Genomic DNA, 21,998 nt, shown 5'->3' on the forward strand with positions numbered 1-21,998 from the left:
TAAAATGTTAAAATTTTATTTTTTATACAATATGCACAATAAAATTACGTTTAACGTAGTATACAATCAAACCAATCACGAATTTTAGTAATTATTTTAGAGTTAGTCGTCTACACAAAATACTTCGTAATTAAAAGATTAGTATAATTAAAAACTCGAATATTAATTCGAGTTTTTTTACATCTGTTAAAATCAAGTTAAATATATAATCTTGTGCAATTTTTTTAGACTTTTTACGTCTATTACTTTAAGATTCTTCACATTAGTGTTAGTTGAAGTTGATTAATAGCTAGAAAAACCCGAAACTTTACAGTTTCGGGTTTTTTGTTTTATCCATTTAATTTAAAATTAACACCACTTAATTATAGCGCTTCCCCATGTAAATCCACTTCCAAAAGCAGCTAAAACAACATTGTCACCAGGTTTTATTTTACCTTCTTCATGTGCTTCTGTTAAAGCAATAATTACCGACGCCGCTGTAGTATTTCCATATTTCATAATGTTATTAAATACTTGGTCGTCTCTAAGTCCAAATTTCTTTTGAATAAATTGAGCAATTCGCAAATTCGCCTGATGTGGAATTAACATATCTATGTCGGTTTTCTTCAATCCATTTTTTTGTAATCCTGCAACTATAGCTTCGCTAAACCTAACTACCGCATGTTTAAATACAAAAGTACCATCCATATACGGGAAATATGATAAGTCTTCATCTTTAGCTTCGATTATTTGTGGCACCCAATGTTTAATACTTGGTGATTCAACAATCAATTTATCAGCATACTTTCCTTCACTAAATAAATGTGTAGATAAAATACCTTTAGTAGTATCCTCTTCTCTAGATAATACACAAGCTCCTGCACCATCACCAAAAATTACAGTTACTCCTCGTCCTCTAGTGGTTTTATCCAATCCGTTAGAATGATATTCGGCTCCTACTACCAAAATATTTTTATACATACCAGTTTTTATAAACTGGTCTGCAACCGATATAGCATATACAAACCCAGAGCACTGATTTCTAATATCAATGGCACCAACGGTTTTCATATCAAGCAAATCTTGTATCTGTACACCACAACCCGGAAAATAGTAATCTGGTGTCATGGTAGCAAATACTATAAAGTCTATATCATCTTTAGTTAAACCAGAACGTTCTATTGCTATTTTTGCTGCTTTAGCACCCATGATAGCAGAAGAATCATCGGTACCTGGTTTAATCCATCTACGTTCTTTTATACCGGTTCGTTCCTGTATCCAAGCATCATTAGTATCCATCATTTTCGATAAATCGTCATTAGTAACCACATTATCAGGTAGATACTTGCCTAAGCCTATTATTTTAGAGTTGTACATGTTTTTATTCAGTTTAGATTAAGCAAAATACAAAATTTAATCTTCAATTTGCAAAATAGTAATTCCCAAAATATTAATGCCAGTTTGTCATATTTAAGTAATTGGCATTTTTGTTGACTATGGATATGAGAAGTAATAAAAACAATAACAAAATTCATAAATCATGACAAAAGGAAATATTAATGTATCGGTAGAAAATATCTTCCCACTCATTAAAAAATTCTTGTATAGCGACCACGAAATCTTTTTACGTGAGTTAATTAGTAATGCTACTGATGCCACTTTAAAATTAAAACACCTAACCAGTATAGGTGAAGCAAAAGTTGAATACGGAACCCCTAAAATTGAAGTTAAAATTGATAAAAAAGGTAAAAAACTTCATATTATAGACCAAGGTATCGGTATGACTGCCGAAGAAGTTGAAAAATACATTAACGAGGTTGCATTTTCTGGAGCTGAAGAATTTTTAGATAAGTATAAAGATTCTGCGAAAGATTCTGGTATAATTGGACATTTTGGTTTAGGTTTCTATTCGGCATTTATGGTAGCTGAAAAAGTTGAAATTATTACCAAATCATATAAAGATGAACCTGCAGCCCATTGGATTTGCGATGGTTCTCCTGAATTTTCATTAGAAACTTCTGATAAAACAGAAAGAGGTACGGAGATTATCCTACACATTGCTGATGATGAAAAGGAGTTTTTGGAAGAAGCTCGTATTCGCGAGTTATTGACTAAATACAACAAGTTTATGCCTATTCCTATTAAGTTTGGAACTAAAGAAATAAACGACCCGGATTTTACACCTCAAACCACTAAAGATAAAGACGGTAAAGAAACTACAGAACCGCACAAAAAAATTACCGTTGATAACATAGTAAACAACCCTAATCCCGCTTGGACAAAACAACCTACAGATTTAAAAGATGAAGATTACAAAGATTTTTATCGTGAGTTGTACCCCATGCAGTTTGAAGAGCCGTTATTCAACATTCATTTAAATGTTGATTACCCGTTCAACCTAACAGGAATTTTATACTTCCCGAAGCTGTCTAACGACATGCAAATTCAAAAAGATAGAATTCAATTATATCAAAATCAGGTTTTTGTAACTGATAATGTAGAAGGAATCGTGCCAGAATTTTTAACCATGCTTCGCGGTGTTATTGATTCTCCAGACATCCCTCTTAACGTATCGCGCAGTTACTTACAAGCTGATGGAGCCGTTAAAAAGATTTCATCTTACATAACGCGTAAAGTTGCCGATAAATTAAAATCGTTGTTCAACAATAATCGTGAAGATTTTGAAGCAAAATGGAACGATATCAAAATCGTGATTGAGTACGGAATGCTTTCTGAAGAAAAATTCTTCGAAAAAGCCGATGCTTTTGCACTTTACCCAACCGTTGATGGCACATATTATACATACGAAGAGTTGTATAACAAAATCAAGGCAAACCAAACGGATAAGGATGACAAATTAGTGATTCTGTATGCTTCAGACAAAGATGCACAACACAGCTATATTGAAGCTGCCAAAGCAAAAGGTTATGAGGTATTATTGTTAGACTCACCTATTGTTTCACATTTAATTCAGAAGTTAGAAACTACTAAAGAAAAAGTGTCTTTTGCACGTGTAGATGGCGATCATATTGACAATTTAATTAAGAAAGACGACACAGTAATTTCTAAATTGGATGACGACCAAAAGAAAACTTTAGAAGAGGTTTTAAAAGATGTTATTCCATCTGAAAAATTTATGGTTCAATTGGAAGCTATGGATAGCAATGCCAACCCATTTATTATCACCCAACCAGAATTTATGCGTCGTATGAAAGAGATGCAGCAAACTGGTGGTGGCGGTATGTTTGGTATGGGTAATATGCCAGAAATGTACAACTTGGTTGTAAACACCAACCACGAATTGGTAAGCGAAATTTTAAACACGAAAACTAAAAAGAAACAAGAGCGTTTAATAACCCAAAGTTTAGATTTAGCACGTTTATCTCAAGGGCTACTTAAAGGTGAAGAATTAACAAACTTTATCAAACGTAGTTATGAAATGATAAAATAACAACTTTGTCATTGCGAGGAGTCCCGGTAGCTATCGGGACGACGCGGCAATCTCTTTTTTGCAAACAGAAGACTTCAGAAAGTTGGCAGTCAATTCCTTGTGAAATGTAATAGATTAAATAAAAATTGATATAATTATGTCTTTGCAAGGCATTGTTCTTGTTTATTAGTTCAAAAAATAAATTTACTCAACCTTTGCTTCGTTTTTTAATCCTACAATTAGTCACTTGAATTAATTACTAATGTCCGAAAAAAATGATATATTCGTTGCTAATCTACTGACAAACAGAAAGATTAATACGCACTAAATAAAAACGATTTAATATTATTTTTAATAATGGACAAATCTACCAAATACTCCAGAAATGAGTCAAATGATAAAACCCTTCATAGGCAAAAAAACAGAAGACATTATACTGATATTAACCCCTATATTAGTGAATACTTAAGAAGTAATATGATCCAAGGAAATCTACTTGACTTGGGCTGTGGCATGGGTTACATGTCGAACGCTTTTGACAAAATTGGGTTTTGCGTCACTGGTTTAGATGGTGATAATCAACGTGTTTTAAAAGCAAAACTAAAATATCCCAGTATTAACTTTATTTGTTATAAAATCACAAGTTATCTTCCTTTTGAAGATAATTCTTTTGATGTTATTTTTTCTCGCAGTGTTTTTCAGTACATAGATCATGAACACATTATTAGAGAATGTAAAAGGGTTCTTAAAAAAGATGGCCACATTATAATGCTTGAAAATTTAAAAAACAACCCAATAACTAGATTTGGTAGAGCAACTCTTAAGCTTACAAATTATGATTTCCAATCATACCCTTGGAATCATTTTACTGTGTCAGAAATATTTGATATAAAAAATCAGTTTCAAAATCCATCTTTGCATTTTTTTCATTTTTTATCTCCATTGTGTTACTTGAAGGTTTTTAATAAGCTTTATCCTTTATTTTTTCGATTAGATCAAAAATTATTAGCCATAAAATTTATGAGGAATTTTGCATGGTTAGTTCTACTTATGGGAAAAAACAATCAATGACAATATCAGAAATATTTGGAAAAAAAATAACAGTTCAGAAGGCTCTTCAATTCATTTCTGATATATATTATTCCGGTAAATTAGTAGAACTTTCTTCATTTATTGTTTGGGAAATCAAATACCTTTTATTTTTTTATAGAAACAGTCAAATACTAAAGTTTAACGGTGCAAATCCATTAAGATTTTTTACACGCAAAGATAAGTTGCTCGAGATTAAATCCGAAAGCTTTGAAATTTCTAAGAGTGATATAGATTGGGTTTTGGTTTTTATTGATGATTCACAAAATCTATGGGGAAATATTATCAATAATGAATCTACACTATTTCAATTTTCGCCCGAAGGTATCTTAATAAATTCTTTTGAACTCAAAGATAAAATATCGGGTATATACATAAATAAAAAAAATAGTGTTTTTTGCTGCGCTGCTGGCATACTTTATAAGCTTTCTGAAAATAAAAAATTGCTAAGGGAAGTATTAAAACTTTCTACCTGTGATAGTTACTTTCTTCAGGACGCATTTACTGAAACTCCCAAGGGGGAGTTATTCATTGGTGAATATGCTAATATTTTTGAAAATAAGAAATGGAAATTTGTTGGCTATATTTATCACTCTATTGACAATGGAGACACATGGAATAAAATAGATTTTTTCAAAAAGACAGGAGTAAATAAGCACATTCATATACTAAAATGGAGCAATGTAGTTAATGGCCTTATAATGACAGATGGTGATAATCAAAAAAACATTTGGCTTAATAAATCCAATAAATATTTTAATCGGTTATCTTCAACACCAGAGTTAGGTTGGAAAAAACTAAATAAATATCACATCCAAAAAGGTGGTTATACGGGAATTGCCGAATTAAATAATAAAATATTATTTGGTACGGACTACAATGGAGGTACTAATTTTTTGATTTCAACAAAAGATATGATTTGTTTTGATAAAAAAGTGATACCAAACCCATATAGAAGATCGACTTTCAATAGGATTGCTATTAGGAGAAACAAACTAAATAAATTGGAAATTTGGTCAAATATAAGATTTAAACATAACAAAAAAATTAAAAGTTTGGTTATGTTATCGATTGACGATGGAGAAACTTGGAAAAAAATAATTGAGTATGATGGAACTCAATTTGAAATAGATATAATTAGTAATTCAAGAAAGGTTATAACAGAAATTTATTTATTAATAAAGGACAAAAAGGAAGAGTCATTTACAACATTGCTTATAAATTCATGACCCGAACCAACATGTTTTATTGTACACAGTGCAGTTAATCAGTCTTAAGGAATAGTTTCCAGTGATACAAAGTAGTATGCCCATCAAATTTTCTAAGGAGAATCCATTGCATGAGGCGGATAATGGTTATCGCACTTCCGTACAACTTGACGCTTCATTATCTTCCACTTTTTGCTATCTTAGTACTATGGCACTTACCATTTACAAACACATTAACAAACCATGAAAATCATCTCCACAAACATCGCAAAACCCGTTACTTTTATTTGGAATGGTAAAGAAGAAACCACAGGTATTTATAAAAAGCCTACCAACCAACCTATTTATCTCACTAAAAATGACATAAAAGGTGATGAAGTGACCGATAGAGTGCATCATGGTGGCGAGTTTAAAGCCTGCTATATGTTTTCAGCAGAAGAGTACCCATATTGGAAAAACCTTTACCCACATTTAGAGTGGACTTGGGGTATGTTTGGTGAAAACCTTACCGTTTCTGATTTTGATGAAACCAAAGTGTTTTTAGGCGACATCTATAAAGTTGGTGATGCTTTAGTAAGGATTTCGCAATACCGCGAACCTTGTTATAAACTTGGTCATAAATTTGGAACACAACACGTTATTAGGCAGTTTATTCAACATGGTTTTGGTGGCACCTATTTAACTATTTTAGAAGAAGGTAATGTTGCTGTTAACGATGCATTTAAATTGGTTGAAAGACCCGAAAGCAGTTTAACTGTTGCACAATTATTTCAATTAGTGCACGCCAAAGAAAAAGACCAAACTTTACTTAAAATAGCAGCAAAGAGTCTTGCCATTCCTCCTAAAAAAAGAGTTTTATTAAGTGGTTATATAAAAAATTAAGGTTGTGTAGGTTTGTTATATCTTTGCCTTAAAATTTACACATGTCGTTTAAAGACTTACAACTAAATAAACCTATTTTAAGAGCTGTTGCCGAAGCTGGATATGACAACCCAACTTTAGTACAAGAAAAAACAATTCCTTTTGTCCTAAATAAAAAGGATGTTATTGTTTCTGCTCAAACAGGAACTGGTAAAACAGCTGCTTTTGCCTTACCAATTTTACAATTGTTGTTTGATAATCAAGACGCACCCAAAAAAGGTAAAAAAATTAAAGCCTTAATTATAAGCCCAACCCGAGAACTTGCTGTTCAAATAGAAGAAAATTTTAAAACCTACAGTACTTATACAAACCTTCGCACTTCGGTTATTTACGGAGGCACCTCTATTGAACCGCAAAAAGATATTTTAAAAAAAGGCATTGATATTTTAATTGCAACTCCAGGGCGTTTGCTCGATTTACATAAACAAGACTTTGTTAATTTAGATTATGTAGAAACCTTGGTTTTAGATGAAGCCGATTTAATGCTCGATATGGGTTTTATTGATGACGTTAAAAAAATTGAGCGTTTATGTACTAAAGAAAAACAAGTGTTATTGTTTTCGGCTACTATACCTTATAAGGTTGAACAACTGGCCAACACTATTTTAACTAACCCAGAGCGTATTGAAGTTGCACCAAATTCTTCAACATCAAAAAATGTAAACCAAGTACTTTATTATGTTCCAAAACGTAATAAAATAGAACTGTGTTTACACTTATTAAGAAACACTATTAAGGGCAGTATCTTAATTTTTAGACGCACCAAATTTGGCGTTGATAAACTAGAACAAACACTTTTAAAAAATGGCTATAAAGTAGAAAGTATTCATGGTGATAAATCTCAAAATTTGCGTCAGGAAGCCTTAAATAAGTTTAAAAATGGCTACGTAAATATTTTAATTGCCACTGATGTTGCGGCGCGCGGTATTGATATAGATGAATTAGATGCTGTGATTAATTTTGATTTACCAAACGTTCCTGAAACCTATGTACACCGAATTGGTAGAACTGCTAGAGCTGGAAAAACAGGAATCTCCTATTCGTTTTGTTCTGCTGATGAAAAATCATATATAAAAACCATTCAGCAACTTATTCAATTACAAATTGATGTTATAGAAGACCATCCTTATCCTTTAGATCCTAAAGCTAAACCCATTGTTCATAAATCTAAAAAAACAGGTAGTAAGCACAAAAAAGGAAGAAAAAGTGAGGCTTCCAAAAAGAAAAAGAAACGTTGGTATTAAGCATGTTTTTATAGCTCAAAGCGTTTATCAAAATGGTTTTTAAGCAGTGGTACTTGAATACATATCATTAAACCAAATAAAACCACAGCATACATCAATGTTTTTGAAAGTTTAAAATCCGGTATAGTGTTCGAAATTTTATTATCAGAGAGTAAACTAAAGTCTAATTGACTTAACCAACTTGAACCCTCTGTAGGATTGCTAAAAAACAACACATATATTATTATTGCCAAAACTCCTATGGATATTAAAACCCATGTTGTTCTTGAAATTAATGGTTTATAAGCGATTGTTTGCTTTTTATTTAATATTTCAATTTGAGACATAACCAAATTAGTAAAATTAAAAGAGGGACTTTCAATATCACTGCCTTTAATCACTTTTTTTGATAAATCATCTAAATATTTATTGACGTTCTCGCTCATAATATTCAATTATTTCGGGTTCTAATCGCTGTTTTAAAATAGTGGCTAATTTTTTTCTACTTCTAAACAGTTTTACTTTTACATTATTGGGTGTTAAACCAATAGCTTCTGATATTTCTTCTAATGACAAGTCTTCAAAGTAATATAAAGTTAACAAAAAGCTATCATCGCTTGGTAATAAAGCAATACAATCTTGAATAGCTTGCTCTCGCTCGTTATTCTCTAACTTTTCTAAGGCATTATCCATGGTTTTTACTTGGTGTTCAGTAAATTCATTAATTGCCACATCATTAATATATTTTTTATTTTTTTTTATTCTATCTAAACTCGTGTTGTAAGCAATTTTATAAATCCACGTTGAAAATTTAGAATCACCTTTAAATCTACTTAACGATTTGTATGCTTTTATAAAAGTGTCTTGAGCCACTTCTTCAGCTTCTTCCCTATTTTTCAGCATTCTTAACGTTAAAGTATATACCAAATCCTTATAGCGATTCACCAATACAGAAAATGCATTCGTGTCTCCTTTAATTATAAGGTTGATATAGTGTTGATCGTTAGTGGTCATTTTAAAGGTAAGACGACACTTTTATATTTTAGGTTACAAGTTCATTAAAAATATTTTTTTGTAATAAAGTGTAACCAAAATGAATAGCATATCGTCATAAGCTATGAACACATTAAAAATAATCAATTAAAATCAAAGAATTATGGAAATTTTAATCCCAATAAGTATGTTTCTAGCTGTTTTTGGAATAGTCTATTTATACTTATCAACTAGAAACAAAGAGCGTTTAGCGCTAATAGAAAAAGGTGCTGATGCCAGTATTTTTATGAAAGGTAAAAGCCATACCGCTCCTATTTGGAAAGTACTCATTTTAAACCTTGCATTGTTACTAATGGGCATTGGTATTGGTGTATTTATTGCGATGCTTTTAACGGAGTACACAACTCTAGATGAAGATGCTGTTTATCCTGCAATTATCTTCTTTATGGCTGGTGCAAGTTTATTTCTTGGATTTAAAATGACAAAAGAATTAGATAAAGAATAATACAACCTATTCATCAATCAAAAACACTAAAACCTGTTTTCATACTTGAAGATAGGTTTTTTTTATTTAATAGGAAAATTAAAATAGGTATCAGGAAATGGCTCTCCTCTTAATGTGAAATGCCACCATTCTTTTGGGTAGTTTCTAAACCCGTATTTCATCATAACAGCTTGTAATAAATGCCTGTTGACCTTTTGCTTATCTGTAATGTGTTCATAATCAACCCAAGATTGTTCTCCAAAAAAATCGTAGATACTTCCCATATCTAAAGGCTTTCCGGTATTACCATCAATAATGGTTAAATCTACCGTACTGCCACGGCTATGTCCAGATTTTGATGCTATATAACCTTCCTTGAACAAGTCCCTTTTTTTAACTTTAGGATAAAAAATATGTTTATTAATGGTATCATTTAAATCACGTGCCCACTTTACAAAATGATTAACCGCTTGTTGCGGCCTGTAGCCATCATACACCTTTAAACATAAGTTTTGTTGCTGTAAATCTTGATGAACTAATTTTAGAGCTTTAGCCGTTTCAACAGTTAGAATAAGCCTCTTAGAATGATAGCCCGTAATAGGTTTTCCCACAAAATTGTTAGATGTATTATAACGTAATTCAACTTCTAAATCTGGAATAATATCCTTCACATACACAAAGCCTTCTGGCAGTTGTGCAAACGTGTTTAAATAAAGACACCCAAATAAAACTAAAGCTAAATATTTTATATTTATCATGATTGTGCTAATTTAGAAAATAAAAGAACATGCTATTAGGACGTGCTATAAATTTAGACATGATTGATGCGGATGTAATTTACTATCCAAATTTTTTTAGTACAAAAGATGCTGATACCTATTTTAATAGTTTACTTAAAAACCTACATTGGCAACAGGACAGTATTATTATTTACGGCAAAACACATTTGCAACCTCGTTTAACAGCTTTTTATGCTAGTAATAAAAATAGATACAAATACAGCAATATTGTAATGACACCAAACCCTTTTACAGGTGATTTACTAAAGATTAAAGATACTATAGAAAGTGAACTGAAAATAAATTTCACTAGTTGTTTGGCAAATTTATATCGTGATGGAAAAGATAGCAACGGTTGGCATGCGGATAATGAAAAAGAGTTAGGTGAAAACCCAGTAATTGCTTCAGTTTCTTTGGGAGCAGAACGCGTATTCCATTTTAAGCATAAGTTTAATAAAGAACAAAAGCGATCATTAACATTGCAACATGGTAGTTTATTATTGATGAAAGGTAAAACGCAAGCATACTGGTTGCATCAAATACCCAAAACAAAAAAAGACATTGAAAAACGGATAAATTTAACGTTTAGAATTATTGCATAAAAAAACCGAGTTCCCTCAAACTCGGTTTTTTCTCAATTTGCTTTTTTATATTATGAGGTTAGATTTGGGGAAACCATATCAACAACATAATGCAAATATTAATTAATTAATCCATTGAACTAAAAAGTATGTTATTTAGTACACTCCAAATATATAATTAATAAATATTGTTTAACGATAAAATACATTATAAATCGATGAAATACATATAATTTTAACATTTAGTCTCGATAAAGTGCAAATAATCGATGAAATGCATATTATATAGCTTAATTGTGAGTTGATTTTGCTGTTGAAAAATAAAAAAAGCACCTCTTTTAGAGATGCTTTTTTACTAACTAACTAACCAAAATATGAATTACAATCTTAAGTTTAAAGTAACCACTCAATAAACTTATTTTCTATGAATGTAACAAACATATAAAAGCAATACTCGTGCCAAAAATAATTTCATTTCGGCATTTTGTGATTTATTTAACAAAAGATACGTCAAAAAAATGAAAATCAAAAATTTTGAAACCCATTAGTATTTAAAAATTAATTATAAGATATTTGCTCATCAAAAAACCTAGATAACTTATGAAAAAAATATCATTTTTAATTTTCACACTTCTTATTGTAGCATGTGGTAAAAAAGAAAAAGATTTAATTGTAAAAGCTAACATTGAAGGATTAAAAAAAGGAGTCGTTTATCTTAAAAAGGTTGAAGATACTCTATTAGTAACGGTTGACTCATTAGTTATTAACGGTAACAACGCGAATATAGAACTCTACAGTGATATTGATTCACCAGAGGTGTTTTATTTGTATTTAGATAAAAACAGTAGTGAAGAAGATAGAATTACCTTTTTTGCTGATAAGGGTATTACCGAAATAAATACATCTCTTAAAAATTTTGCTTTTGACGCAAAAATAAAAGGTTCAGAGCAACAGAAAATTTTTGAATCATATAAAGAAATGATATCTAAAATGAATAATAGAAATCTTGATTTATTGAAAGAACAATTTGAAGCTCAAAAAAATGGAGATACCACTAAGTTAGATTCTCTTATAAAAGAATCAAATAATACGCTTAAGCGCAAATATTTATACACGGTTAATTTTGCATTAAATAACAAAGATAGTGAGGTAGCTCCTTATTTAGCGCTTACAGAAATATACAATGCGCAAGTAAAATTTTTAGATACTATTAATAACTCTTTAACTCCGAAAGTAAAAGCATCTAAATATGGTAAGAAGCTAGAAGAGTTTATTGAGAACATAAAGGAAACAGAATAAATCTTTATGTTTAGAAGTTAAAAAAATAAAAAAGCCCTTTCATATACTGAAAGGGCTTTTAATTTTAGAGCCGATGGAGGGACTCGAACCCACGACCTGCTGATTACAAATCAGCTGCTCTAGCCAGCTGAGCTACATCGGCGTCATTAACGGATGCAAATATAATTGCAAAAATTAAATTTGCAATATACCCGTTAAAATTTTATCCTAATTTATTAATCTTGTCAATTAATGCTTTTCCTTTAGTTTCTAACTCTTTATTTATTGCTTTAAAATGTGCTTTAGGATTTTCAACATTTTTAGCATTCACTTTAGCTATTAATTCGTCAAAAGTTGCAATTGCTTCATCAATGATTGCCTCACTTTTCTTAGTGTCTTTGTCTGTGTTTGAATATTCCCAAACATAAACTGCTTCTATAATATCGCCTAAAACATAATTAATATCTTTTTTTAGGTCTCTAACATTTGCCATAATACTTAAATTTAATTTGCCGCTAAATTAAACATTAACTCTTAATGTTTGCTGATTTATTAGGAATTTAATTTTAACTGAAATGTCTATTCTCCAGCATATGTTACAAAGTTTCTAGGAGTTTCATACAGTGTTATTTCCAGCTCTAAGTTGGAAATCAATTTAAGTTTTAATTTATTGTAAATAACTACTGCTATATTTTCAGCTGTTGGGTTTAAATCTTTAAATTCTGCAACTTCAAGGTTTAAGTTTTTATGATCAAAGGCATCTTCAACTTCTGTTTTAATCAGCTCTTTTAAAACCTTCATATCTATTACATACCCTGTTTCCTTATCAATATCTCCAGTAACACTTACAATTAATTCATAGTTGTGGCCATGGAAGTTTGGGTTATTACACTTACCAAAAACTTCGTCGTTTTTTTCATGACTCCAATCTTTTCTGTAAAGTCTATGTGCTGCATTAAAATGAGCTTTTCTACTTACTGTTACCTTCATGATTTTACATTTATGTGTTCATAGAATTTATCAAAAATCACTTTAAACCAAGCTGTATAGAGTTCAGGATGCAAAGAAATATCAACTTTAACCTCTTCAAGAGGCATCCATTTCCAACTTGCAACTTCATCCGTATTTATAACTGGTTCGGAAGTATAGTGTCCTAATAATACATGATCATACTCATGTTCGGTTAATCCGTTATCAAAAGGTGCCTTGTAAATAAAAGAAATAGACTCTTTTAAGTCAACAACAAAACCCATTTCTTCTTGTAAACGCCTTTTACCTGCTTCAATGTTAGATTCGCCTTCTCTTTGATGACTACAACAGGTATTAGTCCAAAGTCCTGGAGAATGGTATTTATCTAGAGCCCGTTGTTGAAGCATTAATTCATTTTTATCATTAAAAATAAATACTGAAAATGCCCTGTGAAGTAAGGCCTTTTCATGCGCTTCTAATTTTGGCATAAGCCCTATTTGCTCATCCTTTTCATTAACGAGAATTACTTTTTCTTCTTTCATATTAAAACAAAAATACCAAGTATATTTTTAAAAAACATGAATCTAATTAGAAAAATGAAAAGGGCCGCAATCTTCTATTATTATTGATATTATAAATATTATATTTGCAACCCATTTGCAAAACATTTATGAGTTTTTTAAAAGAAATACAACGCAGACGAACTTTTGGTATTATTTCACATCCAGATGCAGGTAAAACTACATTAACAGAAAAACTGTTACTATTTGGTGGTGCTATTCAAGAAGCTGGTGCCGTAAAAAGTAATAAAATAAAAAAAGGGGCTACGAGCGACTTTATGGAGATTGAGCGTCAGCGTGGTATTTCGGTAGCTACTTCTGTTTTGGCTTTTGAATATAATGGGATAAAAATTAATATTCTAGATACTCCTGGGCATAAAGATTTTGCAGAAGACACGTTTAGAACTCTAACAGCCGTTGATAGTGTTATTGTTGTAATTGATGTTGCAAAAGGTGTTGAGGAACAAACCGAAAAGCTGGTTGAAGTTTGTAGAATGCGTAACATTCCAATGATAGTTTTCATCAATAAAATGGATAGAGAAGGAAAAGACGCATTCGATTTATTAGATGAAATAGAACAAAAGCTCAGATTAAAAGTAGTACCCCTAAGTTTCCCAATTGGAATGGGTTACGATTTTAAAGGAATTTATAACATTTGGGAAAAAAACATCAACTTATTTAGTGGTGACAGCAGAAAAAATATTGAAGAAACTATAAAAATTTCTGATTTATCTTCGTCCAAACTTGATGAATTGGTTGGAGAAAAATCAGCTAATACGTTGCGTGAAGAAATTGAATTGGTTGAAGGTATTTATCCTAAATTTAATAAAGATGAGTATTTAAATAGCCAAATACAACCAGTGTTTTTTGGTTCGGCTTTGAATAATTTTGGAGTTAGAGAGTTACTTGATTGTTTTATTGAAATAGCCCCTAAACCTAGACCCAAACAAAGCGAAGAGCGTTTAATTGAACCTAGTGAAAATAAATTTACTGGCTTTGTATTTAAAATTCATGCCAATATGGATCCTAATCATCGCGACCGTTTGGCATTTGTAAAAATTGTATCAGGAAAATTTGAAAGAAACAAACCTTACTTACATGTAAGAAATAATAAAAAGATGAAATTTTCTAGTCCAAATGCCTTTTTTGCGGAGAAGAAAGAGATTGTAGATGTTTCTTATGCTGGTGATATTGTTGGTTTGCATGATACAGGGAATTTTAAAATAGGAGACACACTAACTGAAGGCGAAAACATAAATTATAAAGGTGTACCAAGTTTTTCTCCGGAGCATTTTAGATATATTAATAATGCCGACCCTTTAAAATCCAAACAACTATTTAAAGGTATTGACCAATTAATGGATGAAGGCGTTGCTCAATTATTTACCTTAGAACTTAACGGTAGAAAAGTGATTGGAACTGTTGGTGCTTTACAATATGAAGTTATACAATATAGATTGGAGCATGAATACGGTGCTAAATGTACTTATGAAAATTTAAATGTTTTTAAAGCTTGCTGGGTGGATCCTAAAAATTCCAAAACAGATGAATACAAAGAGTTCGTAAGAGTAAAGCAACGTTTTTTGGCGAAAGACAAACAAAATCAACTAGTATTTTTAGCAGATTCTGCGTTTTCTTTGCAGATGACTCAGCAAAAATATCCAAATATAAAGCTTCATTTCACTTCAGAGTTTGATTAATTCATACAAACTTTATTATGTAGTTCGTCGATAATTTTCAAAAAAATTAGTATTTCATCGATTTTATTGCGTTTTTTATCAAGTAATTTACAACTACAACGTTGTAGTTAGTTACATTTATTTCAGATTATAACCCCAAATAATGATCTACTTATGGAAACAACTGCTAACATTTTCAGTAATTCCGACATTACTGTAACCTACCAACCGTGTATTTGTATAAACGCCGAGCGTTGTGCAAGAGAGCTTTCAAACGTTTTTAGAAATTCTGTTATCCCTTGGATTGACCTTGATGGTGCTCCAGCTAAAAAAATAATTAAACAAATTAAAAAGTGCCCATCAGGTGCTTTACAATTTCATTTCAATAGAGAAGTTGCTTAAAATTAAAAGCCTTTGATTAAGTTCAAAGGCTTTTTTATATCAACGAAAAATTGTAATTTTCAATAAAATTGCAATGAAAACAAAACTATTTTTATTTTCACTCTTCGTCTATTTATCAAATATTAACTTAACAACTGCTCAAGAAACTATAGGATTATTAGGATATAATCAAAATACAGTTTCTGATGGGTACACTTTATTTTCTCCACTAACAAATTCTTTTGTCTATTTAATTGACAATTGTGGAAACCTTATTAACGAATGGACTTTTAATGGAACACCACGATCTGTTCCTTATTTACTTGAGAATGGTACCGTACTTAGATCAGGATCGCAAGGGCTTGAGATTAGAGATTGGGATAATACACTTCTATGGAGCTATAATTTAACTACAGAACTTGGTTTAAGGCAACATCATGATATTGAACCCATGCCCAACGGAAATATTTTAGCCATTATAAGAGAATTTATATCTGAAACAGATCAAATTAATGCAGGGAAAAATCCGTCACTTATAGATGATGAATTGAAATCAGAAAAAATTATCGAATTCCAGCCCATCGGCACTAATGATATTCAAATAATATGGGAATGGCGATTTTTTGATCATATAATTCAAGATTATGATTCATCGAAAGAAAATTATGGCGTAGTAATCGATCATCCTGAACTTGTTGACTTTAATTATTCAGACTACAATATGTTACATTCTGATTGGATACATATGAATAGTGTTGATTATAGCCCTGATTTAGACCAAATAATAATGTCATCTAAAAGCTTAGGAGAAATTTACATCATTGATCACAGTACTACTACAGCTGAAGCAGCAACACATTCGGGTGGCAATTATAACATGGGAGGAGATTTTTTGTGGCGTTGGGGAAATCCAGAAGTATATAGACAAGGTACGGTGTCCGATCGAAAATTATTCGAACAACATGATCCTAAATGGATTGCTAGCAGTTATACCAATGCTGGAAAAATATCTGTATTCAACAATGATGTTGGTTCAACCCAAACTCATAGTTCGATTAATATAATAGACATAGAACCAACTGTCTCCGGTTATGAAATATTAAACAACAAATTTAAGCCAGAAGATTTCTTTTGGAGTTGGGATGGTGACGTTTTAGACGAAACCGTTTATCAGCCCACTAGAAGTGGTGTTATAGCTTTACCAAATGGTAATATGTTATTTTGTGAAAGTTCGATAGGAAGGCTTACAGAAATAAATGCTGATGGAGAAATTGCATGGATTTATAGAAATCCATCAGGTCAAACTATTTTCAATCAATTTGCAACTGATGAAGAAACCACTTCAAACTCCTTGTTTAGAGCAGAAAAATATCCTACGGACTACCCTGGCCTGATTGGAAAGGATTTAACTCCTGGATTAATAATAGAAAACATTAATTCAAACTCGGATTCCTGTAATGAGAGTTTATCTATTTTAGAAAACAAAGAAAATAACAAGCTGAAAATTGTAAGTAACCCAGTAAAAAACCAAACTATTGCTTTTTCAAATAGCTTAGAGTTTTATTCAATTGATATTTATGATATATCTGGAAAAACCATAATTAAAGATATAACTACTAAAAGTAATAGTATAAGTTTACCTTCAATGAATACAGGTTTGTATTTTTTAAAGTTAACTAGTAATTTAAAAAAGAAAAGTCAGGTGTTAAAATTTCTTATTTTATAAGTAAGTACAGTTTCTAAATTAATTTTTTAAGCTTGTCCAGTCGGACCAAAATTCAGCGGTATTGGAGGTTGCTCATAATCTTTAATTTCTCCATGAGCGTTTTCAAATCTAGCCACATTATCTCCTAATGCTTTCAACAACCTTTTTGCATGTTGTGGAGTTAAAATAATTCTTGATTTAACTTTACTCTTTGGAATCCCTGGCATAATACTTACAAAATCAACAACAAACTCTGAAACTGAGTGATTAATAATAGCTAGGTTTGAATAGATTCCATCGGCTATCTTTTCATCTAATTCAATATTAATTTGACCTGGTTTAGGATTATCTTTCTCGTTAGCCATAATAAATACTTTATAAAAAAGCATTCCCGCTTTCGCGGGAATGACAATCAATTAGTTATAATTTAATTCTTGCTTTACTTGCATCATTTGGTCAAACTCTTCTTTAGAGCCTACAATAATATCATTGTAATGTCTCATTCCTGTACCTGCAGGAATTCTGTGACCAACAATAACATTTTCTTTCAGGCCTTCTAAAGTATCAACTTTACCAGCTACAGCAGCTTCATTAAGAACTTTTGTAGTTTCTTGGAAGGATGCTGCCGAAATAAATGACTTCGTTTGTAACGATGCTCTAGTAATACCTTGAAGTATTGGCGTTGCGGTTGCTGGTTTAGCATCTCTAGCCACTACAAGGTTCTTATCTTCTCTCCTTAAGATCGAATTCTCATCTCGTAACTGACGTGGAGAAATGATTTGTCCTGGTTTCATATTTGCAGAATCTCCAGCATCTTCAATAACCTTCATTCCAAAAATATCATCGTTTTCTTTAATGAAATCCGCTTTATGTACTAATTGGTCTTCTAAGAAAAGAGTGTCTCCTGAATCAATAATTTGTACTTTACGCATCATTTGTCTAACAACAACTTCGAAATGCTTATCATTAATTTTCACACCTTGTAAACGATATACTTCTTGTACTTCGTTAACTAGATATTGTTGAACTGCTGAAGGTCCTTTGATATTTAAAATATCATCAGGAGTTACAGATCCATCTGATAAAGGCATACCTGCTTTTACATAATCATTTTCTTGAACAAGAATTTGATTAGATAATTTTACCAAATATTTCTTTACTTCACCTAGTTTTGATTCTACAATAATTTCACGGTTACCACGCTTGATTTTACCAAAAGAAACCACACCATCTATTTCACTTACTACTGCAGGGTTAGAAGGGTTACGTGCTTCAAACAATTCTGTTACACGCGGTAAACCTCCTGTAATATCACCCGCTTTTGCAGATTTACGAGGTATTTTAACTAATATTTTACCAACATTAATTTTTTCTCCATCATCAATCATTAAATGAGCTCCAACTGGTAAGTTATAAGATCTGATTGTTTCACCTTTTCCATCTTCAATATGAAGGGTTGGTATAAGCTTTTTATTTCTAGATTCAGAAATCACTTTTTCCTGGAAACCAGTTTGCTCATCAATTTCAACTTGGTATGTAATACCCTGCTCGATGTTTTCATATTTTACTTTACCAGCAAATTCTGAAATAATAACACCGTTATATGGATCCCAAATACAAACTACATCTCCTTTACTTAATTGATCTCCACTCTTAATATTAATGGTTGAACCATAAGGAATATTATTTGTACTTAAAACGATTCCTGTTTTCTTATCTACCAATTTAAGTTCAGATGTTCTTGAAATAACAATATCAACATCATTACCTTCTCCATCTTTACCTTTAACAGTTTTTAAGTCTTCTATTTCAGCAATACCATCGAACTTAACAGCTAATTTGTTTTCTTCCGAAATGTTACCAGCAATACCTCCTACGTGGAACGTACGAAGTGTTAACTGCGTTCCTGGTTCTCCAATAGACTGAGCAGCTACAACACCTACAGCTTCACCACGTTGTACCATTTTACCAGTAGCTAAATTACGTCCGTAACATTTTGCACAAATACCTTGTAAGGCTTCACAAGTTAATGCTGAACGTACTTCTAAGCTTTCAATTGGAGATTCTTCTATAGTTTTTGCTATATCATCTTCAATTAATTGTCCTGAAGCTACTAATAATTCATCCGTTAAAGGATTGTATACATCATTTAATGAAACACGTCCAACGATTCTTTCTTCTAAAGTTTCAACAACTTCATCGTTTTTCTTTAATGGTTCAACTTCAACACCTCTTAACGTACCACAATCCTCTGTATTAATGATTACGTCTTGAGAAACATCAACTAAACGACGCGTTAAGTAACCTGCATCGGCCGTTTTTAATGCTGTATCCGCAAGACCCTTACGAGCACCGTGTGTTGATATAAAGTACTCAAGAATTGAAAGACCTTCCTTAAAGTTAGAAAGAATCGGGTTTTCAATAATCTCACCACCACCTGCATTAGATTTTTTAGGTTTTGCCATTAATCCACGCATTCCAGTTAACTGACGAATCTGTTCTTTAGATCCACGCGCTCCAGAATCAAGCATCATATATACCGAGTTAAACCCTTGTTGATCTTCACGAATACGTTTCATAGACAATTCTGTCAATTCAGCATTCGTTGAAGTCCAGATATCAATTACTTGGTTATAACGCTCATTGTTGGTAATAAGTCCCATATTATAGTTACCCATAATACCATCAACCAAAGAATTCGCTTTATCAATCATTCCTTGTTTTTCTGGTGGAATAATAATATCACCTAAACTAAATGATAATCCACCTTGGAATGCAAACTTAAATCCTAAATCTCTAATAGCATCTAGGAAATCAGCAGTTTCAGGAACTGACGTTACTTTAAGTATGTTTCCAATAATATCTCTTAAAGATTTTTTAGTAAGTACTTGATTGATATATCCAGCTGCTTGAGGTACGTGCTGATTAAATAATACACGACCTACAGTAGTTTCAACAATCATAGGTTGAAGCTTACCATCTTTATTAATATCAATAGTTCTTACTTTTATAACAGCATTTAAATCTACTTTCTTCTCATTAAAAGCAATTTCTACTTCTTCTGGAGAATAAAATACTAAGCCCTCACCTTTCACTTTTACCTCAGGAGTCGATTTACGCTCTTTAGTCATATAATAAAGACCTAAAACCATGTCTTGAGAAGGTACAGTAACTGGCGAACCATTTGCTGGATTTAAGATATTATGAGAAGCCAACATTAATAATTGACATTCTAAAATAGCTTCTGGACCAAGAGGTAAATGTACCGCCATCTGGTCACCATCAAAATCCGCATTAAATGCAGTACACACTAATGGATGCAATTGGATTGCTTTTCCTTCAATTAATTTTGGTTGAAAAGCTTGTATTCCTAATCTGTGTAATGTTGGAGCACGGTTTAGTAATACTGGATGTCCTTTTAGAACATTCTCCAAGATATCCCAAACCACTGGCTCTCTTTTATCTATAATTTTCTTTGCAGATTTTACAGTTTTAACAATACCTCTTTCTATTAATTTTCTAATAACAAAAGGTTTGTATAATTCTGCTGCCATATTTTTTGGCAATCCACATTCAAATAATTTTAATTCAGGTCCAACAACAATTACCGAACGAGCAGAATAATCTACACGTTTTCCTAAAAGGTTTTGACGAAAACGCCCTTGTTTACCTTTTAATGAATCTGATAATGATTTTAACGGACGATTAGAATCTGTTTTTACAGCTGATGCTTTACGTGTGTTATCAAATAATGAATCTACAGATTCTTGTAACATACGTTTTTCGTTACGCAAAATAACCTCAGGAGCTTTTATCTCAACCAATCTTTTAAGACGGTTGTTACGGATAATTACTCTTCTGTATAAATCATTCAAATCCGATGTAGCAAAACGACCACCATCTAACGGCACTAACGGACGTAATTCTGGCGGAATGATAGGAATAACCTTCATAATCATCCACTCTGGTCTGTTTTCTCTATTTTGATTTGATTCACGTAAAGATTCTACAACTTGTAAACGTTTTAAGGCTTCTGTTTTACGTTGTTTAGACGTTTCAGTATTAGCTTTATGACGTAATTCATAAGACAATGCTTCTAAATCAATTCTTGCCAATAATTCAATTAAACATTCAGCACCCATTTTAGCTAAAAACTTATTTGGGTCGTTGTCATCAAGATATTGGTTTTCTTGAGGAAGTGAATCCAAAATATTTAAATACTCTTCTTCTGTAAGGAAATCCATTTTTTGTAATGGCTCGCCTTCTTCATTTTTGGCATTACCTGGTTGAATTACTACATATCGTTCGTAGTAAATAATCATATCTAACTTCTTAGATGGTAACCCTAATAAATAACCAATTTTGTTTGGCAACGAACGGAAGTACCAAATATGAGCTACTGGAACCACCAAATTGATGTGTCCTACTCTATCACGACGTACTTTCTTTTCAGTTACTTCTACTCCACAACGGTCACATACAATACCTTTATAGCGAATTCTTTTATATTTACCACAAGCACACTCATAATCCTTTACAGGACCAAAAATACGCTCACAAAACAAACCATCACGTTCTGGTTTGTGTGTTCGATAATTGATAGTTTCTGGCTTTAAAACCTCACCTCTAGATTCTGCTAAAATAGACTCTGGCGATGCTAAACCAATTGAGATTTTATTAAACCTCTTTACTGTATTTTTATCTTGTTTTCTTGCCATAATATATGGTTGAAATGATTT

The 21,998-nt window shown here is 31.6% G+C and carries 20 protein-coding genes and 1 tRNA gene; 11 read left to right on the forward strand and 10 right to left on the reverse strand.

The features are described 5' to 3' along the window. Positions 1 to 348: 348 nt before the first annotated feature. Positions 349 to 1,356, reverse strand: coding sequence for a 3-oxoacyl-ACP synthase III family protein (locus L3X39_RS06900; protein ID WP_237231042.1), 1,008 nt, complete (start codon positions 1,354 to 1,356; stop codon positions 349 to 351). 163 nt (positions 1,357 to 1,519) lie between these two features. On the opposite strand from L3X39_RS06900, the gene htpG reads away from it, so the two are divergent. From htpG to L3X39_RS06925, 5 genes are all read left to right on the forward strand, one after another. After that, positions 1,520 to 3,430 (forward strand): molecular chaperone HtpG, encoded by a 1,911-nt coding sequence (gene htpG, locus L3X39_RS06905; RefSeq protein ID WP_237231043.1) that lies wholly within the window; start codon positions 1,520 to 1,522, stop codon positions 3,428 to 3,430. Positions 3,431 to 3,766: 336 nt separating this feature from the next. Beyond that, the gene (locus L3X39_RS06910; RefSeq protein WP_237231044.1) at positions 3,767 to 4,480 is read left to right on the forward strand and encodes a class I SAM-dependent methyltransferase; all 714 of its coding nucleotides are present in this window, start codon (positions 3,767 to 3,769) and stop codon (positions 4,478 to 4,480) included. Then, positions 4,477 to 5,727, forward strand: coding sequence for a hypothetical protein (locus L3X39_RS06915; protein WP_237231045.1), 1,251 nt, complete (start codon positions 4,477 to 4,479; stop codon positions 5,725 to 5,727). Before L3X39_RS06910 ends, L3X39_RS06915 begins: the two co-directional genes overlap by 4 nt. A 222-nt stretch (positions 5,728 to 5,949) precedes the next feature. Beyond that, the gene (locus tag L3X39_RS06920) at positions 5,950 to 6,588 is read left to right on the forward strand and encodes an MOSC domain-containing protein (RefSeq protein ID WP_237231046.1); all 639 of its coding nucleotides are present in this window, start codon (positions 5,950 to 5,952) and stop codon (positions 6,586 to 6,588) included. A 41-nt stretch (positions 6,589 to 6,629) separates the two neighbouring features. Continuing rightward, positions 6,630 to 7,871, forward strand: coding sequence for a DEAD/DEAH box helicase (locus tag L3X39_RS06925; protein WP_237231047.1), 1,242 nt, complete (start codon positions 6,630 to 6,632; stop codon positions 7,869 to 7,871). Positions 7,872 to 7,879: 8 nt separating this feature from the next. Here the strand turns inward: L3X39_RS06925 and L3X39_RS06930 are convergent, their stop codons facing one another. Both L3X39_RS06930 and L3X39_RS06935 read right to left on the reverse strand, forming a co-directional pair. Continuing rightward, a complete protein-coding gene (locus L3X39_RS06930) occupies positions 7,880 to 8,296 on the reverse strand; it encodes a hypothetical protein (RefSeq protein ID WP_237231048.1) in 417 nt (138 codons plus the stop codon). Beyond that, positions 8,277 to 8,864 carry an RNA polymerase sigma factor gene (locus tag L3X39_RS06935; protein WP_237231049.1) on the reverse strand — a complete coding sequence of 196 codons (588 nt, stop codon included), beginning with the start codon at positions 8,862 to 8,864 and terminating at the stop codon, positions 8,277 to 8,279. Before L3X39_RS06935 ends, L3X39_RS06930 begins: the two co-directional genes overlap by 20 nt. Positions 8,865 to 9,006: 142 nt before the next feature. On the opposite strand from L3X39_RS06935, the gene L3X39_RS06940 reads away from it, so the two are divergent. Next, positions 9,007 to 9,348: a DUF6249 domain-containing protein gene (locus L3X39_RS06940; RefSeq protein WP_237231050.1), complete on the forward strand. Its 342-nt coding sequence runs from the start codon at positions 9,007 to 9,009 to the stop codon at positions 9,346 to 9,348. A gap of 62 nt (positions 9,349 to 9,410) precedes the next feature. Here the strand turns inward: L3X39_RS06940 and L3X39_RS06945 are convergent, their stop codons facing one another. Further along, positions 9,411 to 10,085, reverse strand: coding sequence for a M15 family metallopeptidase (locus L3X39_RS06945; protein WP_237231051.1), 675 nt, complete (start codon positions 10,083 to 10,085; stop codon positions 9,411 to 9,413). A gap of 29 nt (positions 10,086 to 10,114) precedes the next feature. Here L3X39_RS06945 and L3X39_RS06950 point away from each other — a divergent pair, with 29 nt between their 5' ends. Beyond that, entirely contained in the window at positions 10,115 to 10,708 is a 594-nt protein-coding gene (locus L3X39_RS06950) for an alpha-ketoglutarate-dependent dioxygenase AlkB family protein (RefSeq protein WP_237231052.1), read from the forward strand. Positions 10,709 to 11,287: 579 nt separating this feature from the next. Continuing rightward, positions 11,288 to 11,986, forward strand: coding sequence for a DUF4369 domain-containing protein (locus L3X39_RS06955; protein ID WP_237231053.1), 699 nt, complete (start codon positions 11,288 to 11,290; stop codon positions 11,984 to 11,986). Positions 11,987 to 12,054: 68 nt separating this feature from the next. On the opposite strand, the gene L3X39_RS06960 is transcribed toward L3X39_RS06955, so the two are convergent. The 4 genes from L3X39_RS06960 to idi form a co-directional block, all read right to left on the reverse strand. Then, positions 12,055 to 12,128: transfer RNA gene (locus L3X39_RS06960), tRNA-Thr, on the reverse strand. A gap of 60 nt (positions 12,129 to 12,188) precedes the next feature. Then, on the reverse strand, positions 12,189 to 12,458 hold the full coding sequence (locus L3X39_RS06965; RefSeq protein ID WP_237231054.1) for a hypothetical protein: 270 nt from the start codon (positions 12,456 to 12,458) through the stop codon (positions 12,189 to 12,191). A gap of 86 nt (positions 12,459 to 12,544) precedes the next feature. Next, the gene (locus L3X39_RS06970) at positions 12,545 to 12,955 is read right to left on the reverse strand and encodes a 6-pyruvoyl trahydropterin synthase family protein (protein ID WP_237231055.1); all 411 of its coding nucleotides are present in this window, start codon (positions 12,953 to 12,955) and stop codon (positions 12,545 to 12,547) included. Next, positions 12,952 to 13,476 (reverse strand): isopentenyl-diphosphate Delta-isomerase, encoded by a 525-nt coding sequence (idi, locus tag L3X39_RS06975; protein WP_237231056.1) that lies wholly within the window; start codon positions 13,474 to 13,476, stop codon positions 12,952 to 12,954. Before idi ends, L3X39_RS06970 begins: the two co-directional genes overlap by 4 nt. 128 nt (positions 13,477 to 13,604) lie before the next feature. On the opposite strand from idi, the gene L3X39_RS06980 reads away from it, so the two are divergent. The 3 genes from L3X39_RS06980 (at position 13,605) to L3X39_RS06990 (ending at position 17,280) form a co-directional block, all read left to right on the forward strand. After that, positions 13,605 to 15,194, forward strand: a complete 1,590-nt coding sequence (locus L3X39_RS06980) for a peptide chain release factor 3 (protein WP_237231057.1) — start codon at positions 13,605 to 13,607, stop codon at positions 15,192 to 15,194. A 153-nt stretch (positions 15,195 to 15,347) separates the two neighbouring features. Beyond that, positions 15,348 to 15,575 (forward strand): (4Fe-4S)-binding protein, encoded by a 228-nt coding sequence (locus tag L3X39_RS06985; protein ID WP_237231058.1) that lies wholly within the window; start codon positions 15,348 to 15,350, stop codon positions 15,573 to 15,575. A gap of 73 nt (positions 15,576 to 15,648) precedes the next feature. Further along, positions 15,649 to 17,280 (forward strand): aryl-sulfate sulfotransferase, encoded by a 1,632-nt coding sequence (locus L3X39_RS06990; protein WP_237231059.1) that lies wholly within the window; start codon positions 15,649 to 15,651, stop codon positions 17,278 to 17,280. Between the two features lie 26 nt (positions 17,281 to 17,306). Here L3X39_RS06990 and L3X39_RS06995 read toward each other — a convergent pair whose 3' ends face one another. After that, positions 17,307 to 17,624 (reverse strand): DUF3467 domain-containing protein, encoded by a 318-nt coding sequence (locus L3X39_RS06995; protein WP_237231060.1) that lies wholly within the window; start codon positions 17,622 to 17,624, stop codon positions 17,307 to 17,309. A gap of 51 nt (positions 17,625 to 17,675) precedes the next feature. Next, positions 17,676 to 21,977 (reverse strand): DNA-directed RNA polymerase subunit beta', encoded by a 4,302-nt coding sequence (rpoC, locus tag L3X39_RS07000; protein ID WP_237231061.1) that lies wholly within the window; start codon positions 21,975 to 21,977, stop codon positions 17,676 to 17,678. Positions 21,978 to 21,998 lie beyond the last annotated feature (21 nt).

The sequence above is a fragment of the Flaviramulus multivorans genome, assembly GCF_021728415.1.
GTDB classification, from domain to species: Bacteria; Bacteroidota; Bacteroidia; order Flavobacteriales; family Flavobacteriaceae; genus Sabulilitoribacter; species Sabulilitoribacter multivorans.